The sequence below is a fragment of the Bradyrhizobium sp. Y36 genome, from assembly GCF_002531575.1.
Classification (GTDB): Bacteria; Pseudomonadota; Alphaproteobacteria; order Rhizobiales; family Xanthobacteraceae; genus Bradyrhizobium.
The window spans coordinates 70842-89691 of the sequence record NZ_NWTI01000001.1 but is presented as its reverse complement, the minus strand read 5'-3'; the positions used below and the strand labels follow the sequence as shown (position 1 = coordinate 89691).

General features: G+C 65.5%; 20 protein-coding genes. 7 read left to right on the top strand and 13 right to left on the bottom strand.

The features are described 5' to 3' along the window. Positions 1-625: 625 nt before the first annotated feature. The 5 genes from CO669_RS00400 to CO669_RS00385 all read right to left on the bottom strand — a co-directional run bounded on the left by CO669_RS00400 (position 626) and on the right by CO669_RS00385 (position 3594). Positions 626-1144 carry a hypothetical protein gene (locus tag CO669_RS00400; RefSeq protein ID WP_143278591.1) on the bottom strand — a complete coding sequence of 173 codons (519 nt, stop codon included), beginning with the start codon at positions 1142-1144 and terminating at the stop codon, positions 626-628. Between the two features lie 164 nt (positions 1145-1308). Next, positions 1309-1461, bottom strand: coding sequence for a hypothetical protein (locus CO669_RS35560; protein WP_158228727.1), 153 nt, complete (start codon positions 1459-1461; stop codon positions 1309-1311). A gap of 24 nt (positions 1462-1485) precedes the next feature. Further along, positions 1486-2043 (bottom strand): cytochrome P460 family protein, encoded by a 558-nt coding sequence (locus CO669_RS00395; protein WP_097657247.1) that lies wholly within the window; start codon positions 2041-2043, stop codon positions 1486-1488. Between the two features lie 69 nt (positions 2044-2112). Next, positions 2113-3138: an alpha/beta fold hydrolase gene (locus CO669_RS00390; protein ID WP_097657246.1), complete on the bottom strand. Its 1026-nt coding sequence runs from the start codon at positions 3136-3138 to the stop codon at positions 2113-2115. A gap of 36 nt (positions 3139-3174) precedes the next feature. Further along, positions 3175-3594, bottom strand: coding sequence for an organic hydroperoxide resistance protein (locus tag CO669_RS00385; protein ID WP_097657245.1), 420 nt, complete (start codon positions 3592-3594; stop codon positions 3175-3177). A 198-nt stretch (positions 3595-3792) separates the two neighbouring features. On the opposite strand from CO669_RS00385, the gene CO669_RS00380 reads away from it, so the two are divergent. Then, positions 3793-6633, top strand: a complete 2841-nt coding sequence (locus CO669_RS00380) for an ATP-binding protein (RefSeq protein ID WP_097657761.1) — start codon at positions 3793-3795, stop codon at positions 6631-6633. Positions 6634-6729: 96 nt separating this feature from the next. Here CO669_RS00380 and CO669_RS00375 read toward each other — a convergent pair whose 3' ends face one another. Then, the gene (locus tag CO669_RS00375; protein WP_097657244.1) at positions 6730-7401 is read right to left on the bottom strand and encodes a response regulator; all 672 of its coding nucleotides are present in this window, start codon (positions 7399-7401) and stop codon (positions 6730-6732) included. A 337-nt stretch (positions 7402-7738) separates the two neighbouring features. Between CO669_RS00375 and CO669_RS00370 the strand changes: the two genes are divergently transcribed. After that, entirely contained in the window at positions 7739-9364 is a 1626-nt protein-coding gene (locus CO669_RS00370; RefSeq protein ID WP_198963740.1) for an MFS transporter, read from the top strand. A 118-nt stretch (positions 9365-9482) separates the two neighbouring features. Here the strand turns inward: CO669_RS00370 and CO669_RS00365 are convergent, their stop codons facing one another. The 3 genes from CO669_RS00365 to CO669_RS35795 all read right to left on the bottom strand — a co-directional run bounded on the left by CO669_RS00365 (position 9483) and on the right by CO669_RS35795 (position 10913). Next, complete coding sequence (locus CO669_RS00365; protein WP_198963739.1) at positions 9483-9956, bottom strand: secondary thiamine-phosphate synthase enzyme YjbQ; 474 nt, start codon at positions 9954-9956, stop codon at positions 9483-9485. Positions 9957-10109: 153 nt separating this feature from the next. Beyond that, positions 10110-10628, bottom strand: coding sequence for a hypothetical protein (locus CO669_RS00360; protein ID WP_097657760.1), 519 nt, complete (start codon positions 10626-10628; stop codon positions 10110-10112). Between the two features lie 42 nt (positions 10629-10670). After that, a complete protein-coding gene (locus tag CO669_RS35795) occupies positions 10671-10913 on the bottom strand; it encodes a hypothetical protein (RefSeq protein WP_198963738.1) in 243 nt (80 codons plus the stop codon). A 75-nt stretch (positions 10914-10988) separates the two neighbouring features. Here CO669_RS35795 and CO669_RS00355 point away from each other — a divergent pair, with 75 nt between their 5' ends. The 5 genes from CO669_RS00355 (at position 10989) to CO669_RS00335 (ending at position 13625) form a co-directional block, all read left to right on the top strand. Further along, positions 10989-11363, top strand: a complete 375-nt coding sequence (locus tag CO669_RS00355) for an AtpZ/AtpI family protein (protein ID WP_097657241.1) — start codon at positions 10989-10991, stop codon at positions 11361-11363. A 112-nt stretch (positions 11364-11475) separates the two neighbouring features. Then, complete coding sequence (locus tag CO669_RS00350) at positions 11476-12225, top strand: F0F1 ATP synthase subunit A (protein WP_097657240.1); 750 nt, start codon at positions 11476-11478, stop codon at positions 12223-12225. 53 nt (positions 12226-12278) lie between these two features. After that, on the top strand, positions 12279-12506 hold the full coding sequence (locus tag CO669_RS00345; RefSeq protein WP_018643436.1) for a F0F1 ATP synthase subunit C: 228 nt from the start codon (positions 12279-12281) through the stop codon (positions 12504-12506). A gap of 61 nt (positions 12507-12567) precedes the next feature. Next, on the top strand, positions 12568-13134 hold the full coding sequence (locus CO669_RS00340) for a F0F1 ATP synthase subunit B family protein (RefSeq protein WP_097657239.1): 567 nt from the start codon (positions 12568-12570) through the stop codon (positions 13132-13134). A 5-nt stretch (positions 13135-13139) separates the two neighbouring features. Next, positions 13140-13625 (top strand): F0F1 ATP synthase subunit B family protein, encoded by a 486-nt coding sequence (locus CO669_RS00335; protein ID WP_097657238.1) that lies wholly within the window; start codon positions 13140-13142, stop codon positions 13623-13625. Positions 13626-14480: 855 nt separating this feature from the next. Here CO669_RS00335 and CO669_RS00330 read toward each other — a convergent pair. The 4 genes from CO669_RS00330 to thrC all read right to left on the bottom strand — a co-directional run bounded on the left by CO669_RS00330 (position 14481) and on the right by thrC (position 18584). Next, positions 14481-15131, bottom strand: coding sequence for a hypothetical protein (locus tag CO669_RS00330; RefSeq protein WP_097657237.1), 651 nt, complete (start codon positions 15129-15131; stop codon positions 14481-14483). A 120-nt stretch (positions 15132-15251) separates the two neighbouring features. Further along, entirely contained in the window at positions 15252-15839 is a 588-nt protein-coding gene (locus CO669_RS00325) for a GNAT family N-acetyltransferase (protein WP_063197874.1), read from the bottom strand. 40 nt (positions 15840-15879) lie between these two features. Continuing rightward, complete coding sequence (locus CO669_RS00320; RefSeq protein ID WP_097657236.1) at positions 15880-17169, bottom strand: M16 family metallopeptidase; 1290 nt, start codon at positions 17167-17169, stop codon at positions 15880-15882. Next, positions 17166-18584: a threonine synthase gene (gene thrC / locus CO669_RS00315; protein WP_198963737.1), complete on the bottom strand. Its 1419-nt coding sequence runs from the start codon at positions 18582-18584 to the stop codon at positions 17166-17168. The genes CO669_RS00320 and thrC overlap by 4 nt, the downstream gene beginning before the upstream one ends. Between the last annotated feature and the right edge of the window lie 266 nt (positions 18585-18850).

The following is an 18850-nucleotide window of genomic DNA, read 5'->3' as shown; positions in this document are numbered from 1 at the left end:
TTCGCCTTCTCGCGGCGCGTTTCGCCCGAGTCTTGCGCGTCTCGTCACGCCCTCCTGGAGAAAAGGGCGCAGGGAAGGCCGGGCGCCGGCTGGCACCCGCGGTCCGCTGCGCGAAATGCGCACGCAGGAAGAACCGCACAGCAGCATACAGGTGACGCCGAACGCTCGGCCTTCCCTGCGCGATGGTCGGACGGCTTATGCCATGCTCTCCCGGGAGCCGAACTTTCCTTCTGGCCTCCCTCGCCTCACGGAATTCGCCGACATGACGCCGGTTGGCGCCAGGCCGCGTCCGCAAGGCTTGACCGTGGCAACGACGGCCAGGACGACACGGTTTTGCCGCACGCATCGGTGCCGCTCGTACAACGCGGCTTGCGAAACGCTCACGGGGATCGGCTCAATCCATCACCCCGCCCTGCGCCTCACATCCGCGACGGCGCCAATGCGTCCACCGCAGCCCGATCCGCGGCTCGTGACGACGTACGACCGCCCCTTTTCGCCGGATCAGGATGGGCGACAACTACGACAATTCCGAATTTCTGTAAAGAAGAATATTTGCCGGCGAGCCGATTGACCCAGCAATTGCTGTTTTGCCCGACGAAGACGCAAGCCGTTGGGGTGAGCCGCCTCAATTCGTCGTGGTCTTGCCGCCGCGCATGGACACGAGCTTGTCCTCACGAAACCGGAGAACGAGCCATGCGGTCTCGTCGAAGCCGTTTGCGAGCTTGCCGCCGTGAGAATACACCATCCCGGCAGCTTCCGACTTCGACGGCGGTCCCAGCGCCGCCACGACCTCCGAACGCGACATACCCAAATGCAGCTTGCCGTCGAAGACGACGGGGCCGAACTTGTCCGGGATGACGGCGCAATCGGTCGACGTCTCCGTGTCCTTCTCGGTGAGCTCTTCGACGATCGCCGTGACGCGGTGGTCCGGACCGCCCATCTCGCCGCTGGACACGACCCACAACCGATGCTGCGCGCGCCTGTAACACAGCCAATAGATGCTATCTCCCGCGTCGCCCCGGTGCTGGATGGTCCCTTCGCCTACGGCTTTGCGGACCGCGCCGAGCGGCGTCTCCTCGAAGCGGCCGGCGAATGCGCCCAGCGAAAAGCGGGTCGCCAATCTCCTCGCGATCGTCGGCGGCACATGCTCCAATGCATGTTCGTCGAGCGGCGGCGGCGGTGTCTGCGCGGAGCAGGCGCCTGCGGGGATCGCGAGAAGCAGAAGCAGCAGGAGAAGCGTCTTTCGACCATCAGCTGCGAATGGCCTCACGTTCGGGATCGAGCGCTTCTGCATAGCTCAATTGCTCGTCATTTTGGGCTCAAGGCTTTCTTTACTCGCTTCCGGCGGGCGTCGTCGGGATCCTGCGGATCAAGTTTGGAAGCTGTGTCATGATCCACCAGCGCCTTTTGGAGAAAACGCGCTTCCGGCCCTTGGTCGGGGCGGCAATTCAAATGGTTCATGATGATCGCCGGCCGAGGCCCGCTTCAGGGCGCAAGCCGGGTGAAGACGTAGTCTTGGCTTTTCGCACGGGCTTCGTGACAGCCCCAGCAGGTGCGGTGCTGAGCTTCATCGACCGGCTTGCCGCCGACGAAGCGGCCAAAGCCCCAGCCGCCGGTCGCGGCGTATTTCCTGGAATCCTTCACCATCACCTGCACGGTGGTGGCGGCACCGGGAATCGTCGCGGAGGCAAACTCGGGCGACTGCTTCCGCTTCCATGCACGCTTGACCAGGATGGTGCCGTCGGGGAATGGCAGCCTGCCGGTCTGATACGCATCGATCGCGGTCTGGTTGCCGACCACGGCGCGAAGCTCATCGAGCGGCGCGGCCTCTTCCGCCGGCGCGATCAGCTCCCACTGCTTGTAGCCCGGCGGAATCGTGACGCCGAAGATCGGCGAGGCTTCAGTGTTTTGTTTCGGCCCCTCGGCAAGCGCGATCGAGATCAGATAGGGCACGCAGGTCAGGAGAATGACGAGAGCAAGCGCGGCCAGCGTGATCGCCGTGGCATAGGAGCGCGTCTTCGTCTGGGGTTCGTTGGGCGTCATGTCATTTCTTCAGGTTGGGTCGGCACATCCTCGGTCCAGCCGCGCCGGACCGAGGCATCACAGCGATGATCAGGCGCCGTCGGCGTCGATGACCGCCTTGGCAAAGGCTTGCGGCGCTTCCTGCGGCAGATTGTGACCGATGCCGCCGGTGATCAGGCGAAACTCGTAGCGGCCAGAAAACTTCTTGGCATAGGCGCTGGGCTCGGGATGTGGCGCGCCGTTGGCATCGCCCTCCATCGTGATGGTGGGAACGCTGATCACCGGGCCGGCCGCGAGCTTCCTTTCGAGCTCGTCGTATTTCGCCTCGCCCTGCGCAAGCCCGAGCCGCCAGCGGTAATTGTGGATCGTGATCGCGACGTGATCCTTGTTGTCCAGCGCCGCCGCGCTGCGGGCGAAGGTGGCGTCGTCGAACTTCCACAGCGGCGAGGCGAGCTTCCAGATCAGCTTGGCGAAATCGTGCGTGTATTTCTCGTAGCCGGCGCGGCCGCGCTCGGTCGCGAAATAGAATTGATACCACCATTGCAGCTCGGCCGACGGCGGCAGCGGCATGTTGCCGGCGGCCTGGCTCGAGATCAGATAGCCGCTGACCGACACCAGCGCGCGGCAGCGCTCCGGCCACAGCGCGGCGATGATGTCGGCGGTGCGCGCGCCCCAGTCGAAGCCGGCGACGACGGCCTTCTTGATGTCGAGCTTGTCCATCAGCGCGATGATGTCAGCGGCCATCGCGGCGGGCTCGCCGTTGCGCGGCGTCTCGCTGGAGAGGAAATGCGTCGTGCCGTAGCCGCGCAAATGAGGGATGATCACGCGATAGCCGGCCTTGGCCAGGATCGGCGCGACGTCGACGAAGGCGTGGATGTCGTAGGGCCAGCCGTGCAGCAGGATCGCCACGGGACCGTTCGACGGGCCTGCCTCGGCATAGCCGACATCGAGAACGCCGGCATCGATCTGCTTGACCGCAAAGGTCGCAGTCGACGCCTGGGACCGCGGCGCGTCCGTCTCGGCACGCGCGAGGTCGATCACGCCGAGACCGACGGCGACGGATCCGGCCGCGACGCCGAAGAAATTGCGACGATGCTGGTCGATGATCTGCTTCATGGTGGTGCTGCCTTTCGATGGTTTGGTGATGGTGCGTCAGATCAGCGCGACCGTGACGTCGACGTTGCCGCGAACGGCCTTGGAATAAGGACAGGTCTGGTGCGCATCATCGACGATGCCGCGCGCCGTCTCGGGGTCCAGGCCCGGAAGACTGACATTGAGGCGCGCCCGCAGCGAATAGGCGCCGTCGTCGAGCATGAGATCGATCTCCGCATCGACAGCGCATTTCCGGGGAAGGTCGACATTGCGTTTGCGGGCCGCGATCTCCATCGCGCCCTCGAAGCAGGCCGACCAGCCGGCAGCGAACAATTGCTCGGGATTGGTGCCGATGCCGGTGCCGCCCGGCGGCGACAGCTTGACGTCCAGGCGGCCGTCGGAGCTGCGCGATATGCCGTCGTGCCGTCCGCCGCTGGTGTGGGTCCTCGCCGTGTAGAGTATCTTTGCCGCCTGCGCCATCGTGGTCTCCTCACCGTCACGCCACTGACTAGCAGCGGCTGCGGCAGCACGCCCGTTTGGACTTGTGAGAAGTTGTGAGGCCTCGCCTTACGCGCCTCACAAGGCCTGCATCCGCGGTCTGATGCCGATGCAGGGACGGCCTTGCAGGATCGCGATCATCTGGCTATCGGGTCGGTCGAAGGAACCAAGATTTTCGCCATGACCGAGCCTGCCGGCACCGCGACGGGAACATTGTCGTTCGGGCCATTCTCCGTGACACCGCATGAAAGGCTCGTGACGCGCGACGGCGTGGCGTTGCCGCTCGGCGCGAAAGCGTTCGACACGCTGATGGCGCTGATGTCGCGGCCGAACGAGGTCGTCAGCAAATGGGACCTGATGGCGCTGGTGTGGCCCGGCCTCACGGTCGAAGAGGCCAGCCTGCGCTTTCACGTCGCGGCGCTTCGCAAGGCGCTCGGCGACGGCAAGAACGGCACCCGCTACATCACGACGCTCTCCGGCCGCGGCTATTGCTTCGTGGCGCCGATCTCGCATGCAGGTGGCGCGGCGACGCAGCGCCCAGCACCGCGACCGGAATTGCCGCCCGTGAAACTGCCGAACCGGCTGCAGCGGATGGTCGGGCGCGACGATGCGATCGCCGCCGTCTCCAATAAGCTCGTGACCTCGCGCTTTGTCACGATTGCCGGCCCCGGCGGCGTCGGCAAGACTGCGGTCGCCGTGGCCATCGCCCACGATCTGCTCGAAACATTCTCGGACGCCGCGCACTTCGTGGACCTCGCCGCGCTGAGCGATCCCGATCTCGTGATCACCTCGATCCTGCTGATGCTGGGCTTGCCGGCCCAGGCCGACGATCCCCTGCCCGCGCTGCTGGCGCATCTGCATGACAAGCGGATGCTGCTGATCCTCGACAATTGCGAGCACGTCGTCGCGGCCGCCGCGCCGCTGGCGGCGGAGATCTTCCACGCGGCGCCTCACGTCCATATCCTCGCCACCAGCCGCGAAGCGCTGCGCGTCGAGGGCGAGCAGGTCTATCGATTGGCTCCGCTCGCGGTTCCGCCCGACGGCTCCGGACTGACGGCCGCCGCAGCGCAGACCTATCCGGCGCTGCAACTGTTCCTCGAACGCGCCGTGTCCAGCGGCGCGCAGATCGCGCTCGATGATGCCAATGCCGCGGTGATCGCGAGGATCTGCCGCAAGCTCGACGGCATGGCGCTGGCGATCGAGCTCGCCGCCGGCCGGGTCGAGGCCTATGGCCTCACGCAAACCGCCGCACTGCTGGACGAGCGCCTCAACCTGCTCTGGCAGGGCCAGCGCACTGCGCCACCCCGGCAGAAGACGCTGCAGGCCACGCTCGACTGGAGCTACGGACTGCTGTCGGATCGCGAACGGATCGTGCTGCGCAGGCTTGCCGTCTTCGCCGGCCATTTCACCCTCGACGCCGCGCTCGAGGTCGTGCCGGACGCGCGAATCGACCAGGCGCATCTGTTCGACGCCGTCGACAGCCTCGTTGCCAAATCGATGGTGGCGCCGCGCCCCATCGGCGCCATGATGCGCTACCGCCTGCTCGACACCACGCGCGCCTATCTGCGCGAGATCGAACCGGACGACGCGGCGCTCGCCGCCCGCCACGCGACGTACTACCGGCGCTGGCTGGAACAGGCCGGCACGTCATGGGTCGCGGTGCCGAGCGCGGACGAACGCGCTGTTCACTTCTCCGCGCTTCACAATGTGCGCGCCGCGCTGGACTGGTGCTTCGGCGCGGACGGTGATCCCGGCATCGGCATCGCGCTCGCCGCCGCGGCGGCGCCGATCTTCCTGGCGATGTCCCTGTTGATCGAATGCCGGCGCTGGTCGGAGCGGGCGCTGCTGGCGATCGCCCCCTCCGCGCGCGGCAGCGCCGAGGAAATGCACATCCAGGCCGCCCTCGGACTGACCCTGATGTTCACCCGGGGCGGCAGCGAAGCGGCGCGCGGCGCCTTGAGCCGGAGCCTTGCGATCGCGCAAGCCCGCGGCGACGACGTCAATCGGCTCCAGCTGCTCGGCCGGATGCATATCTTCCACGAGCGGATGGGGGAGTTCGACGCCGCGCTCGGCTATGCGCAACAGAGCCTCGCAGTCGCAAGCTCGCTGGGCGATACCGCCTCGATCGCCCTCGCCCATTCCCTCCTCGGCGTCTCGCTGCATCTGGCAGGCGAGCATCGCGACGCGCTGAAGATGCTGGAAGTCGCCTGGCAGGGACCGGGCACGGAACGAATCAGCACGGTGTACGGCTTCGATCATCGCAACCGGGCCGGCATCACGCTGGCCAGGGAACTCTGGTTGCAGGGTCGGCCCGCGGACGCGCTGCAGCTGGCACGGCAGACGGTCACCGAGGCCGGGCAGATGGATCACCCGATCACACTCTGCATCGCATTGATCTGGGCGGTCTCGATCGATCTCTGGGGCGGGGACCTCGACGGCGCGGAGGCGAACATCGACCGCTTCATCGCGCATGCCAGCTCGCGCTCGATGGGCCCCTATCTCGCCGTCGGCCGCGGTGTCAAAGGCGAGCTGGCGATCCGGCGCGGCGATGCCGCCGGCGGCGTCGAGACGATCAGGACCTGCCTGCGCGAGCTCCACGATGCCGGCTACGAGCTATTGACCACGACGTTCAACATCGCGCTGGTCCAGGGCCTGCTCGCGCTCGGACGGATCGAGCAGGGCGCGGAACTGATCGACGATGCGATCCGCCTCGTCGCGCGGAGCGGCGATCACCTCTACATGCCCGAGCTGCTGCGGATGAAGGGCAGAATCCTGCTGTCGTTGCCGGAGCCCGATGTCGCGCAAGCGGAAGCCCGCTTCATGCAGTCGCTGGATCTGAGCCGTCGCAAAGGCGCCAAGGCCTGGGAGCTGCGGGCCGCGATCGACCTCGCCGGTGTCATCGCCGGACGCGGCCGGCGTGACGAAGCCAGGCAATTGCTTCAATCGGCGCTCGAGGGTTTTGCGGCAGGCTCGGAGACGGCGGATATCCGGGCCGCCGCCAGCCTCCTCGAGACGCGATAGCGAATTGCCCCCGTCGTCCTGAGATGCGAGCGGCGCGATGCGAAAGCATGGCGCCGGAAGCCTCGAAGGATGACGGATTTGATGGCGAAGCAGGGTTCACCCCGTCGGCGTGCCCTGCTTCCACTGGCCGCCGGCGATCTTGGCGGCGGCGATCACGGCCTGGGTGCGGCTCTCGACGCCGAGCTTTTGCAGGATCGCCGAGACGTGCGCCTTGATGGTGGCCTCGGAGACGCCGAGCTCGTAGGCGATCTGCTTGTTGAGGAGGCCCTCCGACAGCATCATCAGGACCCGGACCTGCTGCGGCGTCAGCGTCACCAGGCGGTCGCGCAGGCGCGTCATGTCGGGGTCGGCGGCTGCCGACAAATCGGTGTCGGCGGGAACCCACACGTCGCCTTCCATCACCTTGAGGATGGCATCGCGCAGCGTCTCGACGCCGAAACGCTTCGGAATGAAGCCGGAGGCGCCGAAATCGAGCGAGCGGCGGATCGTCGCGCTGTCATCTGACGCCGAGACGATCACGACCGGGATCGCCGGATATTGTGCGCGCAGATAGATCAGGCCGGAAAAGCCGGAAATTCCAGGCATCGAGAGGTCGAGCAGGATCAGGTCGACGTCCGAGGTCTGTTCCAGAAGCGTGGTCAGATCCTCGAACGATCCGGCTTCGTCGATTCGGGCGGAGGTCAGCACGCCCGCCACCGCCTGTCGCAGCGCGTCGCGGAACAGGGGATGGTCATCGGCGATGACGAGATGGGTCGAGGGAGCGTTCATCGTTCTCTTGCTGTCGTTCGCAGGCCGGCGGACCGATCCCGGATGTGTCAATTCTTCCCTGAGCGGCCGTGGCATGCAAGTGCACATTATCCCTTTGCCGCAAAGGGGTTAATCCGAAGCCTCCGTGGCAGCGTGCCGGCGCATGATACCGGACGTCAGCTGCGCGTCAGTGCGCAAGGCCGAAAGTCGTATTGGGGTGGGTTTCACGCCGATGTTACCTTGCAGGCAAGGCCTGGGTTGATCCGGTATGTCCGGACGTCTGGGGCGCGAGGAAACGCATTTCGGGGAGCGACTCAACATGTCGACAATGGCTGTATCTCAAGCAGGCGCGGGAGGGATGACGAAGGACGAACGGTTCGTCATTCTCGCTTCCTCGCTCGGTACCGTCTTCGAGTGGTACGATTTTTACCTCTACGGCTCGCTGGCCGGCATCATCGGCGCGCAGTTCTTCTCGGCCTATCCGCCGGCAACCCGCGACATCTTCGCGCTGCTGGCCTTCGCCGCCGGCTTCCTGGTCCGCCCCTTCGGCGCGATCGTGTTCGGCCGCATCGGCGACATCGTCGGCCGCAAATACACCTTCCTCGTCACCATCCTGATCATGGGTCTGTCGACCTTCATCGTCGGCCTGCTGCCCAACGCGGCGACCATCGGCATCGCGGCTCCGATCATCCTGATCGCGCTGCGCCTCGCCCAGGGCCTGGCGCTCGGCGGTGAATATGGCGGCGCGGCCACCTATGTCGCGGAGCACGCTCCGAACGGCAAGCGCGGCTACTACACCTCCTTCATCCAGACCACCGCGACGCTCGGCCTGTTCCTGTCGCTGCTGGTGATCCTGTTCACCCGCTCGGCGATCGGCGAGACCGACTTCGCCGCCTGGGGCTGGCGCATTCCGTTCCTGGTCTCGGTGCTGCTGCTCGGCATCTCGGTCTGGATCCGGCTCCGCCTCAACGAATCCCCGATCTTCCAGAAGATGAAGGACGAGGGCAAGAGCTCGAAGGCCCCGCTGACGGAAGCCTTCGGCAACTGGCAGAACGGCAAGCTCGTGCTGCTCGCGCTGCTCGGCGGCGTGATGGGCCAGGGCGTGGTCTGGTACACCGGCCAGTTCTACGCGCTGTTCTTCCTGCAATCGATCCTGAAGGTCGACGGTTACACCGCCAACCTGCTGATCGCATGGTCGCTGCTGCTCGGCACCGGCTTCTTCATCGTGTTCGGCATGCTGTCCGACCGGATCGGCCGCAAGCCGATCATCCTCGGCGGCTGTTTGATCGCGGCGCTGACCTTCTTCCCGATCTTCAAGATGATCACCACCAACGCCAACCCGGCGCTGGAAAAGGCCATCGAGCAGGTCAAGGTCGAGGTGGTGGCCGATCCCGCAGGCTGCGGCGATCTGTTCAACCCGGTCGGCACCCGCGTCTTCACCGCGCCTTGCGACACCGCACGCGCCTACCTGTCGCAGTCGTCGGTCAAGTACGCGACCACGCCAAGCGCGGCCGGCTCGGGCGTGAAGGTGATGGTGAACGGCAAGGAAGTGCCGTACGCCAACGCCAAGGACGGCAACCCGGCGGTCCTCGCCGCGGTGCAGGCGGCCGGCTATCCGAAGACCGGCGACGCCGGCATCGTGAAGATGGCCCATCCGTTCGACATCTTCCGTCCGCAGGTGGCGGCGATCATCGGCCTGCTGTTCGTGCTCGTGGTCTACGTCACCATGGTGTACGGCCCGATCGCGGCGATGCTGGTCGAACTGTTCCCGACCCGCATCCGCTACACCTCGATGTCGCTGCCCTACCACATCGGTAACGGCTGGTTCGGCGGCCTGCTGCCGGCGACCGCCTTCGCCATCGTGGCCTCGACCGGCGACATCTATGCCGGCCTCTGGTATCCGATCATCTTCGCCTCGATTACCGTGGTGATCGGCTTCTTCTTCCTGCCCGAGACCAAGGACGTCGACATCAAGGCGACCTGATCGACGGCTGCGATCGACAACACGAACCGGCCGCGGTCTCCCGCGGCCGGTTTTGTTTTGGCAGCTTGCCGACGCCGTCTTCCCGACGCGAACCGGCGGCGATTGGCGCGAAAACGCCCTACTGATTGCTGCCGACGAATTGCAGCACCACCTCGCGCCGGTGCGGGCGCTTGCGATGCTCGATCAGATAGATCGCCTGCCAGGTGCCGAGCGCGAGCCGGCCGCCCAGGACCGGGACCTGGAGCGAGGCGCCGGTCAACATCGTCTTGACGTGGGCCGGCATGTCGTCCGGCCCTTCGGTGTCGTGGGTCCATCCGGCATTCTCCGGCGCGAGCCGGGACAGCGCGGTCGTGAGGTCGACGAGCACCGAAGGATCGGCGTTCTCCTGAATCGTCAGCGAGGCCGAGGTATGGCGGATGAACAGCGTCAACGCGCCGTCGCCGGCGTGAACCTCGCCGATGAATTTTGCCGCTTCGCTGGTGAGATCGGTGAAGCCGCGGCCGGACGTCTGCACGGTGAGCAATGACGAAGCGATGGTGGTGGCCTGCACCGACGACGGCGCCGAGCGGGTGACGGATTTGGTGGATGTCATGACAGATATCTCAACTCGGGAGGCTGCCGTAGGGTGGGCAAAGCGAAGCGTGCCCACGTCTTTCTTCATCGTCGTAGGGATTTCGTGGGCACGGCGCTTTGCGCCTTTGCCCACCCTACGAGAGCTCAACGCGTGGAAGGCTTCTACGGCTCCTCAAATCCTGCCCGACACGTCCTTCTGGACGCGATTGGCCATGTCGATCAGCCGCCGCCAGGCCTTTTCCAGAAACGACATCACGCGATCGACGTCCTGGTCGCTCGGCAGCGGGATCTCGATCTTGCGCTCGCCCTCGGCAACCCTGGGCTCCTTCTTCAGCGGGTCGGATTTCGGCAACGCCTCGTCGATCTTGCCCGACACCGTCGGCCCCGCCGCGAGCTGTCCTTTCAGCTTCTCGACCTCGACCTGGAGCCTGCCGATCTCGGCGTCGAGCGCGGTCCGTTCGTCGGGCACGGCGTAGCAGGCCCAGCCGGCGCCGTTCTTGCTGCAGGTCGAAACCGTGCCCGTGCGCGTGTCGAGCCGTAGCACGCCCTCGGGGATCGGCGTCATGCTGTAGCGGCCGTTTTCGCCATCGGGCGCGGATTGGGCGGCCTTGAGGCCGCCGCTGACGGCCATCGCCGCGGCGAACGCCGCCGCCGCCAGCCAGGATGTTGTGGATGATGTCACAGGTCTCATCGCGCTCTCCGCCACGACGTGTAGGTGGCACTCCCGCAAATTCTACACCCCGGCGAGGCGATCCGCCGCCCAAAACACCCGCCGGACATGAACGATCCAGCCATCCCCATTGATCCCGGCAGCGCGGCGAAATGGCAACCGTGTCCGCCGATCGTGAGGCGAGCTGCTGCGGTGCGGCGTCACGCTGTGTGCAGCGCTGCCGCACGCGTCGATATTATCAAGAAAATCAATGGCATAAGCGAAAGAGACGCAATCGTGACTTGGCTTGACTTGATTATGGGCCATCAGTATGGTCCGCGCGGCTTTTGAGGGTGGCGGGCGCAATTTCCATTCAGCCGCGGCGTTTCGGGTCTTCGTTGCATGACACAGGGCACGGGACACGGCGAGAATGGAGATCGCGATAGATCGTCCGAGGAAGCTGCGCTTTCCGAACGGCTCGGAAGTCTCGATCAGCGGTTGTCCGAATTTCGCGGCCGCCGGATCAAGACCGAGCAACCCGCAGGTGACGGTGGAGACGGAGCGGCCAGAGCCTCGGCGATGGCGCTTGGTTTTCGGTTATCCTCCGAGTTGGTCGCCGGTGTCGCTGTCGGAGCGGGGATTGGCTGGGGGTTCGACCGCTTGCTGTCGACGTCGCCTTTCGGATTTATCGTGTTCCTGCTGCTCGGCTTCGTGGCCGGCGTGGTGAATGTGGTGAGGTCGGCGGGCGCGGGTCAAAACAGGCGCGGTGGTTCGTAAGGCAATCCCACCAGGAGAGGAATGATCGTGCCGGTTCCGCCGGTACGGGCCGGCCCGGCCGGCAGACCGAGACCCGCCGGCATCGCCCGGCAGACCAAGAGATGCCGAGCCGATGAAAATCGATCCAATCCACCAGTTCAACATCGAGCCTCTCTTCACGATCGGCCATATCGGCAATCACACGATCGCCTTCACCAATTCGTCGCTCTACATGCTGGTGGCAGTCGCGATCATCTCGCTCCTGATGCTCGCCAGCGGCACGCAGCTGGTTCCGGGCCGCCTGCAGTCGGTCGCCGAAATCTCCTACGAGTTCGTCGCCTCGACCATCCGTTCGACGGCCGGCTCGGAAGGCATGAAGTTCTTCCCGCTGATCTTCTCGCTGTTCATGTTCATCTGCGTCTCGAACCTGGTCGGCATCATTCCCTACACCTTCACGATCTCGAGTCATCTGATCGTCACCGCGGGGCTGGCGCTGCTGGTCTTCTTCACCGTGCTGATCTACGGCATCGCCAAGAACGGCGTGAAGTTCTTCAAGATTTTCGTTCCCCACGGCGTCCCCGGTTACGTCCTGCCGCTGGTCATGTTCATCGAGGTCCTGTCGTTCTTCCTGCGGCCGGTCTCGCACAGCATTCGTCTGTTCGCCAACATGCTGGCCGGCCACATCGCGCTGAAGGTGTTCGCGGGCTTCGTCGCCATGCTGGGCTTCTCGCTCGGCGCCATCGGCTGGGTCGGCGGCGTGCTGCCGCTGGCGCTCACGATCGCGCTCTACGCCCTCGAGATTCTGGTCGCGTTCCTGCAAGCCTATGTGTTTGCGATCCTGACCTGCATCTACCTCAACGACGCCATTCATCCGGGACACTGAGCGGTCCGGGGAATTTCCACCCACAACCCAATCTTTCTTCCAAGGAGTCTAAAATGGATCCGGCAGCAGCAAAACTTATCGGCGCGGGCATCGCGTGCATCGGCATGGGCGGTGCGGGCGTCGGCGTGGGCGTGATCTTCGGCAACTACCTCGCCGCAGCCGTCCGCAATCCGTCGGCCGCTCAGGGCCAGTTCGGCAACCTGATCTTCGGCTTCGCCGTGACCGAAGCGCTCGGCATCTTCTCGCTGCTGATCGCGCTGCTTCTGCTGTTCGTTTTCTAAAGAACGACTTCTTTCGCGCCGCTTCATCCGAAGCGGCGCGTGACAGCAACAGGAGTACTCCATGGCCGAGAGTCATGGCGGGGCAAAAGGTCCGGCGGCGGGCGCTCACACCGAAGCCGATGGCGGTCATCACGGCGGCGGTTTTCCGCCGTTCGAGAGCAGCACTTTTGCTTCGCAGCTGGTGTCGCTCGCGATCTTCTTCGTCCTGCTTTACGTGATCGTGTCCAAGCTCGCTCTGCCGAAGGTCGGCGGTGCGATCGAGGCGCGTCAGAACAAGATCGAGGGTGACCTCACTGAGGCGCAGAAGCTGAAGGATCAGTCCGAGGCGGCGCTGAAGGCCTATGAAAGCGAGCTCGCCTCGGCGCGCACGCGGGCACAGGCGATCGGCAACGAATCCCGCGACAAGGCGAATGCGCAGGCCGACGCCGAGCGCAAGGCGCTGGAAGAACAATTGGCGGCCAAGCTCGCCGGGGCGGAGAAGACCATCGCCTCGACCCGCGCCGCCGCCATGAGCAACGTCCGCGGCATCGCGGCCGATGCGGCAGGCCAGATCGTGCAGCAGCTCACCGGCGTCGTTCCGGATGCGGCCTCGGTCAATGCTGCCGTTGACGCGTCCTTGAAGGGTTAGTCGATATGTTCTTCGATCCGGAGACTTGGGTCGCCGTCGCCTTCGTGATCCTGATGGTCTTGTTCGGCTATCTCGGGGTCTTCAAGTCGGCGATGACCGCGCTCGATCATCGCGCCGACCGCATCAAGGCCGAGCTCGACGACGCCCAGCGCCTCAAGCAGGAAGCGGCCAAGGTTCTGGCCGACTACAAGGCGCGCACCGCCTCGGCGGAACGCGAGGCCGCCGAGATCATCGCCAACGCCAGAAGCGAAGCCGAGCGCATCGCGGCCGACGCCAAGGCGAAGGTGGAAGACTTCGTCGCCCGCCGGACCAAGACCGCGGAGAGCAAGATTGCGCTCGCCGAGGCCCAGGCGCTGGCCGATGTCCGCGCCGCAGCCGCGGAAGCCGCCGTCCAGGCTGCCTCCACGATCCTGTCGCAGTCGGTCAAGGGCCAGATCGCCGACGACCTGCTCGCCAAGGGCATCAGCGAAGTCAGGCAGAAGCTGAACTGAGGGATTTGCCTCACCGATCAAAAAGCCGGCGCGTTGAGCGCCGGCTTTTTTGTTGGGCGGGTAACAGCATCCACAATGCCGGTGTCATCACCCGCGAAGCGGGTGATCCAGTACGCTGCGGCTTCTCGGCTCTTGCCGCACCGCCTCTGGAATACTGGATTGCCCGCCTTCGCGGGCAATGACAGTTGAGAGCGCTGCAGGCAGAAGCTGAACTGAGGGACTTGCCTTCACCCAGTCAAAAAGCCGGCGCGATCAGCGCCGGCTTTTTTGTTGGGCGGGTAACAGCATCCACAATGCCGGTGTCATCACCCGCGAAGCGGGTGATCCAGTACGCTGCGGCTTCTCGGCTCTTGCCGCACCGCCTCTGGAATACTGGATTGCCCGCGTTCGCGGGCAATGACAGTTGAGAGCGCTGCAGGCAGAAGCTGAACTGAGGGACTTGCCTTCACCCAGTCAAAAAGCCGGCGCGATCAGCGCCGGCTTTTTTGTTGGGCGGGTAACAGCATCCGCAATCCCGGTGTCATCACCCGCGAAGGCGGGTGATCCAGTACGCTGCGGCTTCTCGGCTCTTGCCGCACCGCCTCTGGAATACTGGATTGCCCGCCTTCGCGGGCAATGACAGTTGAGATCGCTGCAGGCAGAAGCTGAACTGAGGGACTTGCCTTCCACCAGTCAAACAGCCGGCGCGATGAGCGCCGGCTTTTTTGTTGGGCAATCTGCGGCGACAAACCGGATGTCATCACCCGCGAAAGCGGGTGATCCAGTATCCCAGAGGCTGTTGTGCTTAAGCCGATAGGCCGCGGCGTACTGGATGCCCCGCCTGCGCGGGGCATGACACCGAATGCGCCGCAGCCCCTACTTCTTCTTCCGCCCCTTCGGCTCAGGCGACAGCGCTTGCGGGTCGAAGCCGACGTAGAAGACATAGGAATCAGCGACCGCAGCTGCCGGCACCGGATAGCTCAGATCCTCGGCGACGAACGTGAACGGCACGCTGCCGCCGTCCGTCATCTCGACCGTGGTCCGATAGGCCTTCGAGGCGATCACCTTCTCGCCGACGCCGCCCTGCACGATGGCGATGCGGAGCGGCACCTCGACGGTGGCAGGCGCGCCCGCGGGGCCGGCGATGACGCGGCCCTGAATCCCGATGCGGGCGGTGATGCCGGCGCTGCTGCGGGCGCATTCGCGCGCCATCTTGGTGATCGTGGCCTGGAATCGAATCTCATTGCCCACGGCTGGCTTGCCGGAGGCGCCGACCGCGTAGGTCGAGGCCCCTGCGCGCACCGTCACCTGCGGGCAATCGACATCGTCTTCGGCCGGCTGGCCGGGTGCGGGCGCTGGCTTGGGCGGGGCCGCCTCGTCGGACTTGCCGCCGAACAGGCTCTTGAAGCGGTCGGTCAACGACTGCGCCGCAACCGGCGAAACCGCCGTGAACGACACCGACAATGCAAGTGCGATCGCCGGCATCCGCCGCAGCACATTCCGCGATGACCGAAACTGCTTCCCCATCAAAGCCCGAACTCCATGACAAAACCCGGCGGATCCCCGGTAGGCCTGCGCCTTATATCGCCAAAATCGGCGAACCCAAGGCAGCAAAAAGGGGGGATTTGGCCGCGCGAATTGGGCGGCTCAGCCGCGGAAATCCTCGTGCAACAGGCCGAACAGCAAATGGTCCTGCCAAATCCCGTTGATGCAGAGATAGCGGCGCGCCAGACCCTCGCGGGAGAAGCCGCATTTCTCCAGCACCCGAATCGAGGGCGCATTGGTGGGGATGCAGGCCGCCTCCACCCGATGCAGGTTGAGCTCGCCGAACAGCGTCGGCAGCAGCACCCGCAGCGCCGCCGTCATGTAGCCGCGATGCGCATGGGGCTGACCGACCCAGTAACCGATGGTTCCGGCTTGCACGATGCCGCGCCGGACATTGGCCAGCGTGATACCGCCGACCATTGCGCCGTCGAGCTCGCGAAAGATCAGAAAGGGATAGGAGCGGTCCGCGGCGATGTCCTCGGAATAGCGGCGCAGGCGACGACGGAAGCCGGAGCGCGTCAGATCGTCCGAGGGCCAGATCGGCTCCCAGGGCGTCAGGTAATCGCGGCTGGTTTCGCGCAAATGCGCCCATTGCAGGAAGTCCGACATCTGTGGTGCGCGCAGCAACAGCCCGTTACCGCGCGGCGCAAGGGCGGCGGGTCCACTGGACGGCAGGCGAAAGAGGGCCATGGTGATGCTTCCCGGGGCGGTCTCGCCGTTGCGCGGCTCCCTAATGCAGCCGCGCCTTGGCACGCGCCCGGGTCAATCCTTCCGCAAAAGATACCGCGGTGTCCAGACCCCTGCCACTGCCCAATGCGACAACGGCAGGCCGGCTCCGCGCCAGCAGCGCGCGCGCCGCGTCCCGGGTCGATTCGACGCTGACGGCGTCGATCCGGGCCACCAGCTCCTCGACCGTCTGCGGCCGCCCATAGGCGAGAACATGCCGGGCGAGCTGCTCGGCGCGAGACGAGCAGCTCTCCAGCGCCATCAGGAGGCCCGCCTTCATCTGCGCCTTGGCCCGTGCGATCTCGGCCTCGGCCAGCGTTTCCACCGACTCGTTCATGATGTCGACCACGACCTCCATCATCTCCGGCGCATCGGCCGGATCGGTGCCGGTGTAGAGGCCGAAGAAGCCGGTGTCGGTATAGGGCGCGTGGAACGAGTAGATCGAGTAACAGAGACCGCGCTTCTCGCGCACCTCCTGGAACAGGCGCGACGACATTCCGCCGCCGAGGATGTTGGTGAAGACCTGGAGCGAGAACAGCGACGCGTCGGCCTGCGGCACGCCTTCCAGGGCCAGCGTCAAATGCGCCTGCTCCAGCTCGCGATGCACCACCTTGGCGCCGCCCTTGCCGAACTGGGCGGTTTGCGGCTTCGGGCCCGGCGCCGCCTCGAAACTCGCAAAGCGCTTCTCGGCCTCGGCGACCACCTGGCTGTGATCGACCGCGCCGGCCGCCGCCACCACCATGTCGGGCCCGCGATAATGCGTCGAGAGATAGCCGCGCAGCATGTCGCGGTTGAAGCTGCGCAGCGTCTTGGCCGTGCCGAGCAGCGAGCGGCCCATCGGCTGGTCGGGATAGCAGAGCTCGTTGAGATGCTCGAACACGACGTCGTCGGGCGTGTCCTGCGCAGCTCCGATCTCCTGCACGATGACGTTCTTCTCGCGCTCCAGCTCGTCCGGCTCGAAGGCGGGATTGGCCAGGATGTCGGCGAGCACGTCGAGCGCGAGCGGGACGTCGGCCTTCAGCACCCGCGCGTAATAGGACGTCGTCTCGGTCGAGGTGCCGGCATTGAGGTCGCCGCCGACCGCCTCGATTTCCTCGACGATCTCGCGCGAGGAGCGCTTCGTCGTGCCCTTGAACGCCATGTGCTCGAGCAGATGCGAGATGCCATGCTCGTTCGGTTTCTCGTCGCGCCCGCCGACGCCGGCCCAGACGCCGAGCGCGGCGGTCTCCAGATGAGGCATCTTGTCGGTGACGACGGTCAGGCCGGAGGCAAGCTTGGTAATCTCGACGCTCATCCGGTAACTCCCTGCTTTGCAGCGCGGCTGACCGACAGCACGAACCGCTCGAGCTCGGCCTGATCGTTCTTCATCACCTTGATGTGTTCGGATTTGGTCATCAATCCGTCGAGCCAGACCGGCAATTGCGGCCGCTGGCCGCAGGCCGCTTCGACAGCGTCGGGGAATTTGGCCGGATGGGCGGTGGAAAGCACGATGCTGGGCACCGTGGTGTCGGTGCTGTCGCGATCGGCGACGGCGAGCGCCACCGCCGTATGGGGATCGACCAGCTCGCCCGCCTCGCGCCAGCCGGCGCGGATCGCGGCCGCAGTCTCGGTCTCGTCGGCGCGGCCGGCGTCGAACTCCTCGCGGATGGCCGCCAGCGTCGCATCGGGCAGCACGAAACGTCCGGACTGCTTTAACGAATCCATCAGGCGGCGCACGCCCGCCGCATCGCGCCCGCCGGCCTCGAACAGCAGCCGCTCGAAATTCGACGAGATCTGGATGTCCATCGAGGGCGAGGCCGTCGCGTGCACCTCGCGCACCTCGTAGATCCCGGTCTTCAGGGTGCGGGCCAGGATGTCGTTGACGTTGGCGGCGATGCGCAGGGTGCGCACCGGCAGTCCCATGCGCTTGGCGACGTAGCCGGCGAAGATGTCGCCGAAATTGCCGGTCGGCACCACGAAATCCACCGCGCGCGCCGGCGCGCCGACGGCAACGGCGGAGGTGAAATAGTAGACCACTTGGGCGACGATGCGCGCCCAGTTGATGGAATTGACGCCGGAGAGCGAGGTCGCGTCGCGGAAGCGATGGTTGTTGAACATCCCCTTCACGAGCGCCTGGCAATCGTCGAAATTGCCCTCGATGGCGAGCGCATGGACGTTGGCCGCGCCCGTCGTCGTCATCATCCGCCGCTGCACCTCGGAGATGCGGCCGTGCGGGAACAGCACGATGAGATCCACATTCTCGAGCCCGGCGAAGGCCTCGACAGCAGCGCCGCCGGTATCGCCTGACGTCGCAACCACGATGGTGGTGCGCTGACTGCGCTTGGCGAGCACGTGGTCCATCAGCCGCGAGATCAGCTGCATCGCCACGTCCTTGAAGGCGAGCGTCGGGCCGTGGAACAGCTCCAGCACGAACTGATGCGGCGACATCTGGCGCAGCGGCACCACGGCGGGATGGCGGAAGGTGGCATAGGCCTCGTTCGCCATGCGGCCGAGCTCGGCATCGGAGATCTCGCCGCCGGCGAAGGGACGGATCACCTCGACCGCGACCTCCCAATAGGGGCGGCCGAAGAAGCCGGCGATGGCATCCGTGGAGAGCTGCGGCCAGACCGTCGGCACATACAGGCCGCCGTCGCGGGCAAGCCCGGTCAGCATCACGTCGCAGAAGCCGAGTTCGGGGGCCTCGCCCCGGGTCGAGATATAACGAGTCAAACTGCCCTCCAAAGGCCGGCCGGCCTGAGCCGCTCGTTAAGCCTTTGATTTTATGAAACTACTTGTTAACAGCCAGAGGCTTTGGGCCACCATAAAGTGTTTTGCGGCATCGGGAAACCGCTTCCCGCCCTCCCCCAGCCCAACGAAAAGGGGCTGCGGCGATGCCGCAGCCCCTCTCTTGGAAGGTCTGTCGTTGATGTGTGCAGACCGGTTTGCCTCGTCCGGGTCGCCGACCCGTCAAAACTGATCGCGCAACCTTTCGTCGC

Bases quoted from the DNA above. Each gene is read 5' to 3' on its own strand.
- CO669_RS00325 (WP_063197874.1), bottom strand. From the start codon at position 15,839: ATGGCCCTCTTTCGCCTGCCGTCCAGTGGACCCGCCGCCCTTGCGCCG.
- CO669_RS00330 (WP_097657237.1), bottom strand. From the start codon at position 15,131: ATGGGGAAGCAGTTTCGGTCATCGCGGAATGTGCTGCGGCGGATGCCG.
- CO669_RS00380 (WP_097657761.1), top strand. From the start codon at position 3,793: ATGACCGAGCCTGCCGGCACCGCGACGGGAACATTGTCGTTCGGGCCA.
- CO669_RS35560 (WP_158228727.1), bottom strand. From the start codon at position 1,461: ATGAACCATTTGAATTGCCGCCCCGACCAAGGGCCGGAAGCGCGTTTT.
- CO669_RS00360 (WP_097657760.1), bottom strand. From the start codon at position 10,628: ATGAGACCTGTGACATCATCCACAACATCCTGGCTGGCGGCGGCGGCG.
- CO669_RS00345 (WP_018643436.1), top strand. From the start codon at position 12,279: ATGGATCCGGCAGCAGCAAAACTTATCGGCGCGGGCATCGCGTGCATC.
- CO669_RS00370 (WP_198963740.1), top strand. From the start codon at position 7,739: ATGACGAAGGACGAACGGTTCGTCATTCTCGCTTCCTCGCTCGGTACC.
- CO669_RS35795 (WP_198963738.1), bottom strand. From the start codon at position 10,913: ATGGCCCATAATCAAGTCAAGCCAAGTCACGATTGCGTCTCTTTCGCT.
- CO669_RS00385 (WP_097657245.1), bottom strand. From the start codon at position 3,594: ATGGCGCAGGCGGCAAAGATACTCTACACGGCGAGGACCCACACCAGC.
- CO669_RS00395 (WP_097657247.1), bottom strand. From the start codon at position 2,043: ATGACGCCCAACGAACCCCAGACGAAGACGCGCTCCTATGCCACGGCG.
- CO669_RS00350 (WP_097657240.1), top strand. From the start codon at position 11,476: ATGAAAATCGATCCAATCCACCAGTTCAACATCGAGCCTCTCTTCACG.
- CO669_RS00355 (WP_097657241.1), top strand. From the start codon at position 10,989: ATGACACAGGGCACGGGACACGGCGAGAATGGAGATCGCGATAGATCG.
- CO669_RS00390 (WP_097657246.1), bottom strand. From the start codon at position 3,138: ATGAAGCAGATCATCGACCAGCATCGTCGCAATTTCTTCGGCGTCGCG.
- CO669_RS00375 (WP_097657244.1), bottom strand. From the start codon at position 7,401: ATGAACGCTCCCTCGACCCATCTCGTCATCGCCGATGACCATCCCCTG.
- CO669_RS00365 (WP_198963739.1), bottom strand. From the start codon at position 9,956: ATGACATCCACCAAATCCGTCACCCGCTCGGCGCCGTCGTCGGTGCAG.
- CO669_RS00340 (WP_097657239.1), top strand. From the start codon at position 12,568: ATGGCCGAGAGTCATGGCGGGGCAAAAGGTCCGGCGGCGGGCGCTCAC.
- CO669_RS00335 (WP_097657238.1), top strand. From the start codon at position 13,140: ATGTTCTTCGATCCGGAGACTTGGGTCGCCGTCGCCTTCGTGATCCTG.
- CO669_RS00320 (WP_097657236.1), bottom strand. From the start codon at position 17,169: ATGAGCGTCGAGATTACCAAGCTTGCCTCCGGCCTGACCGTCGTCACC.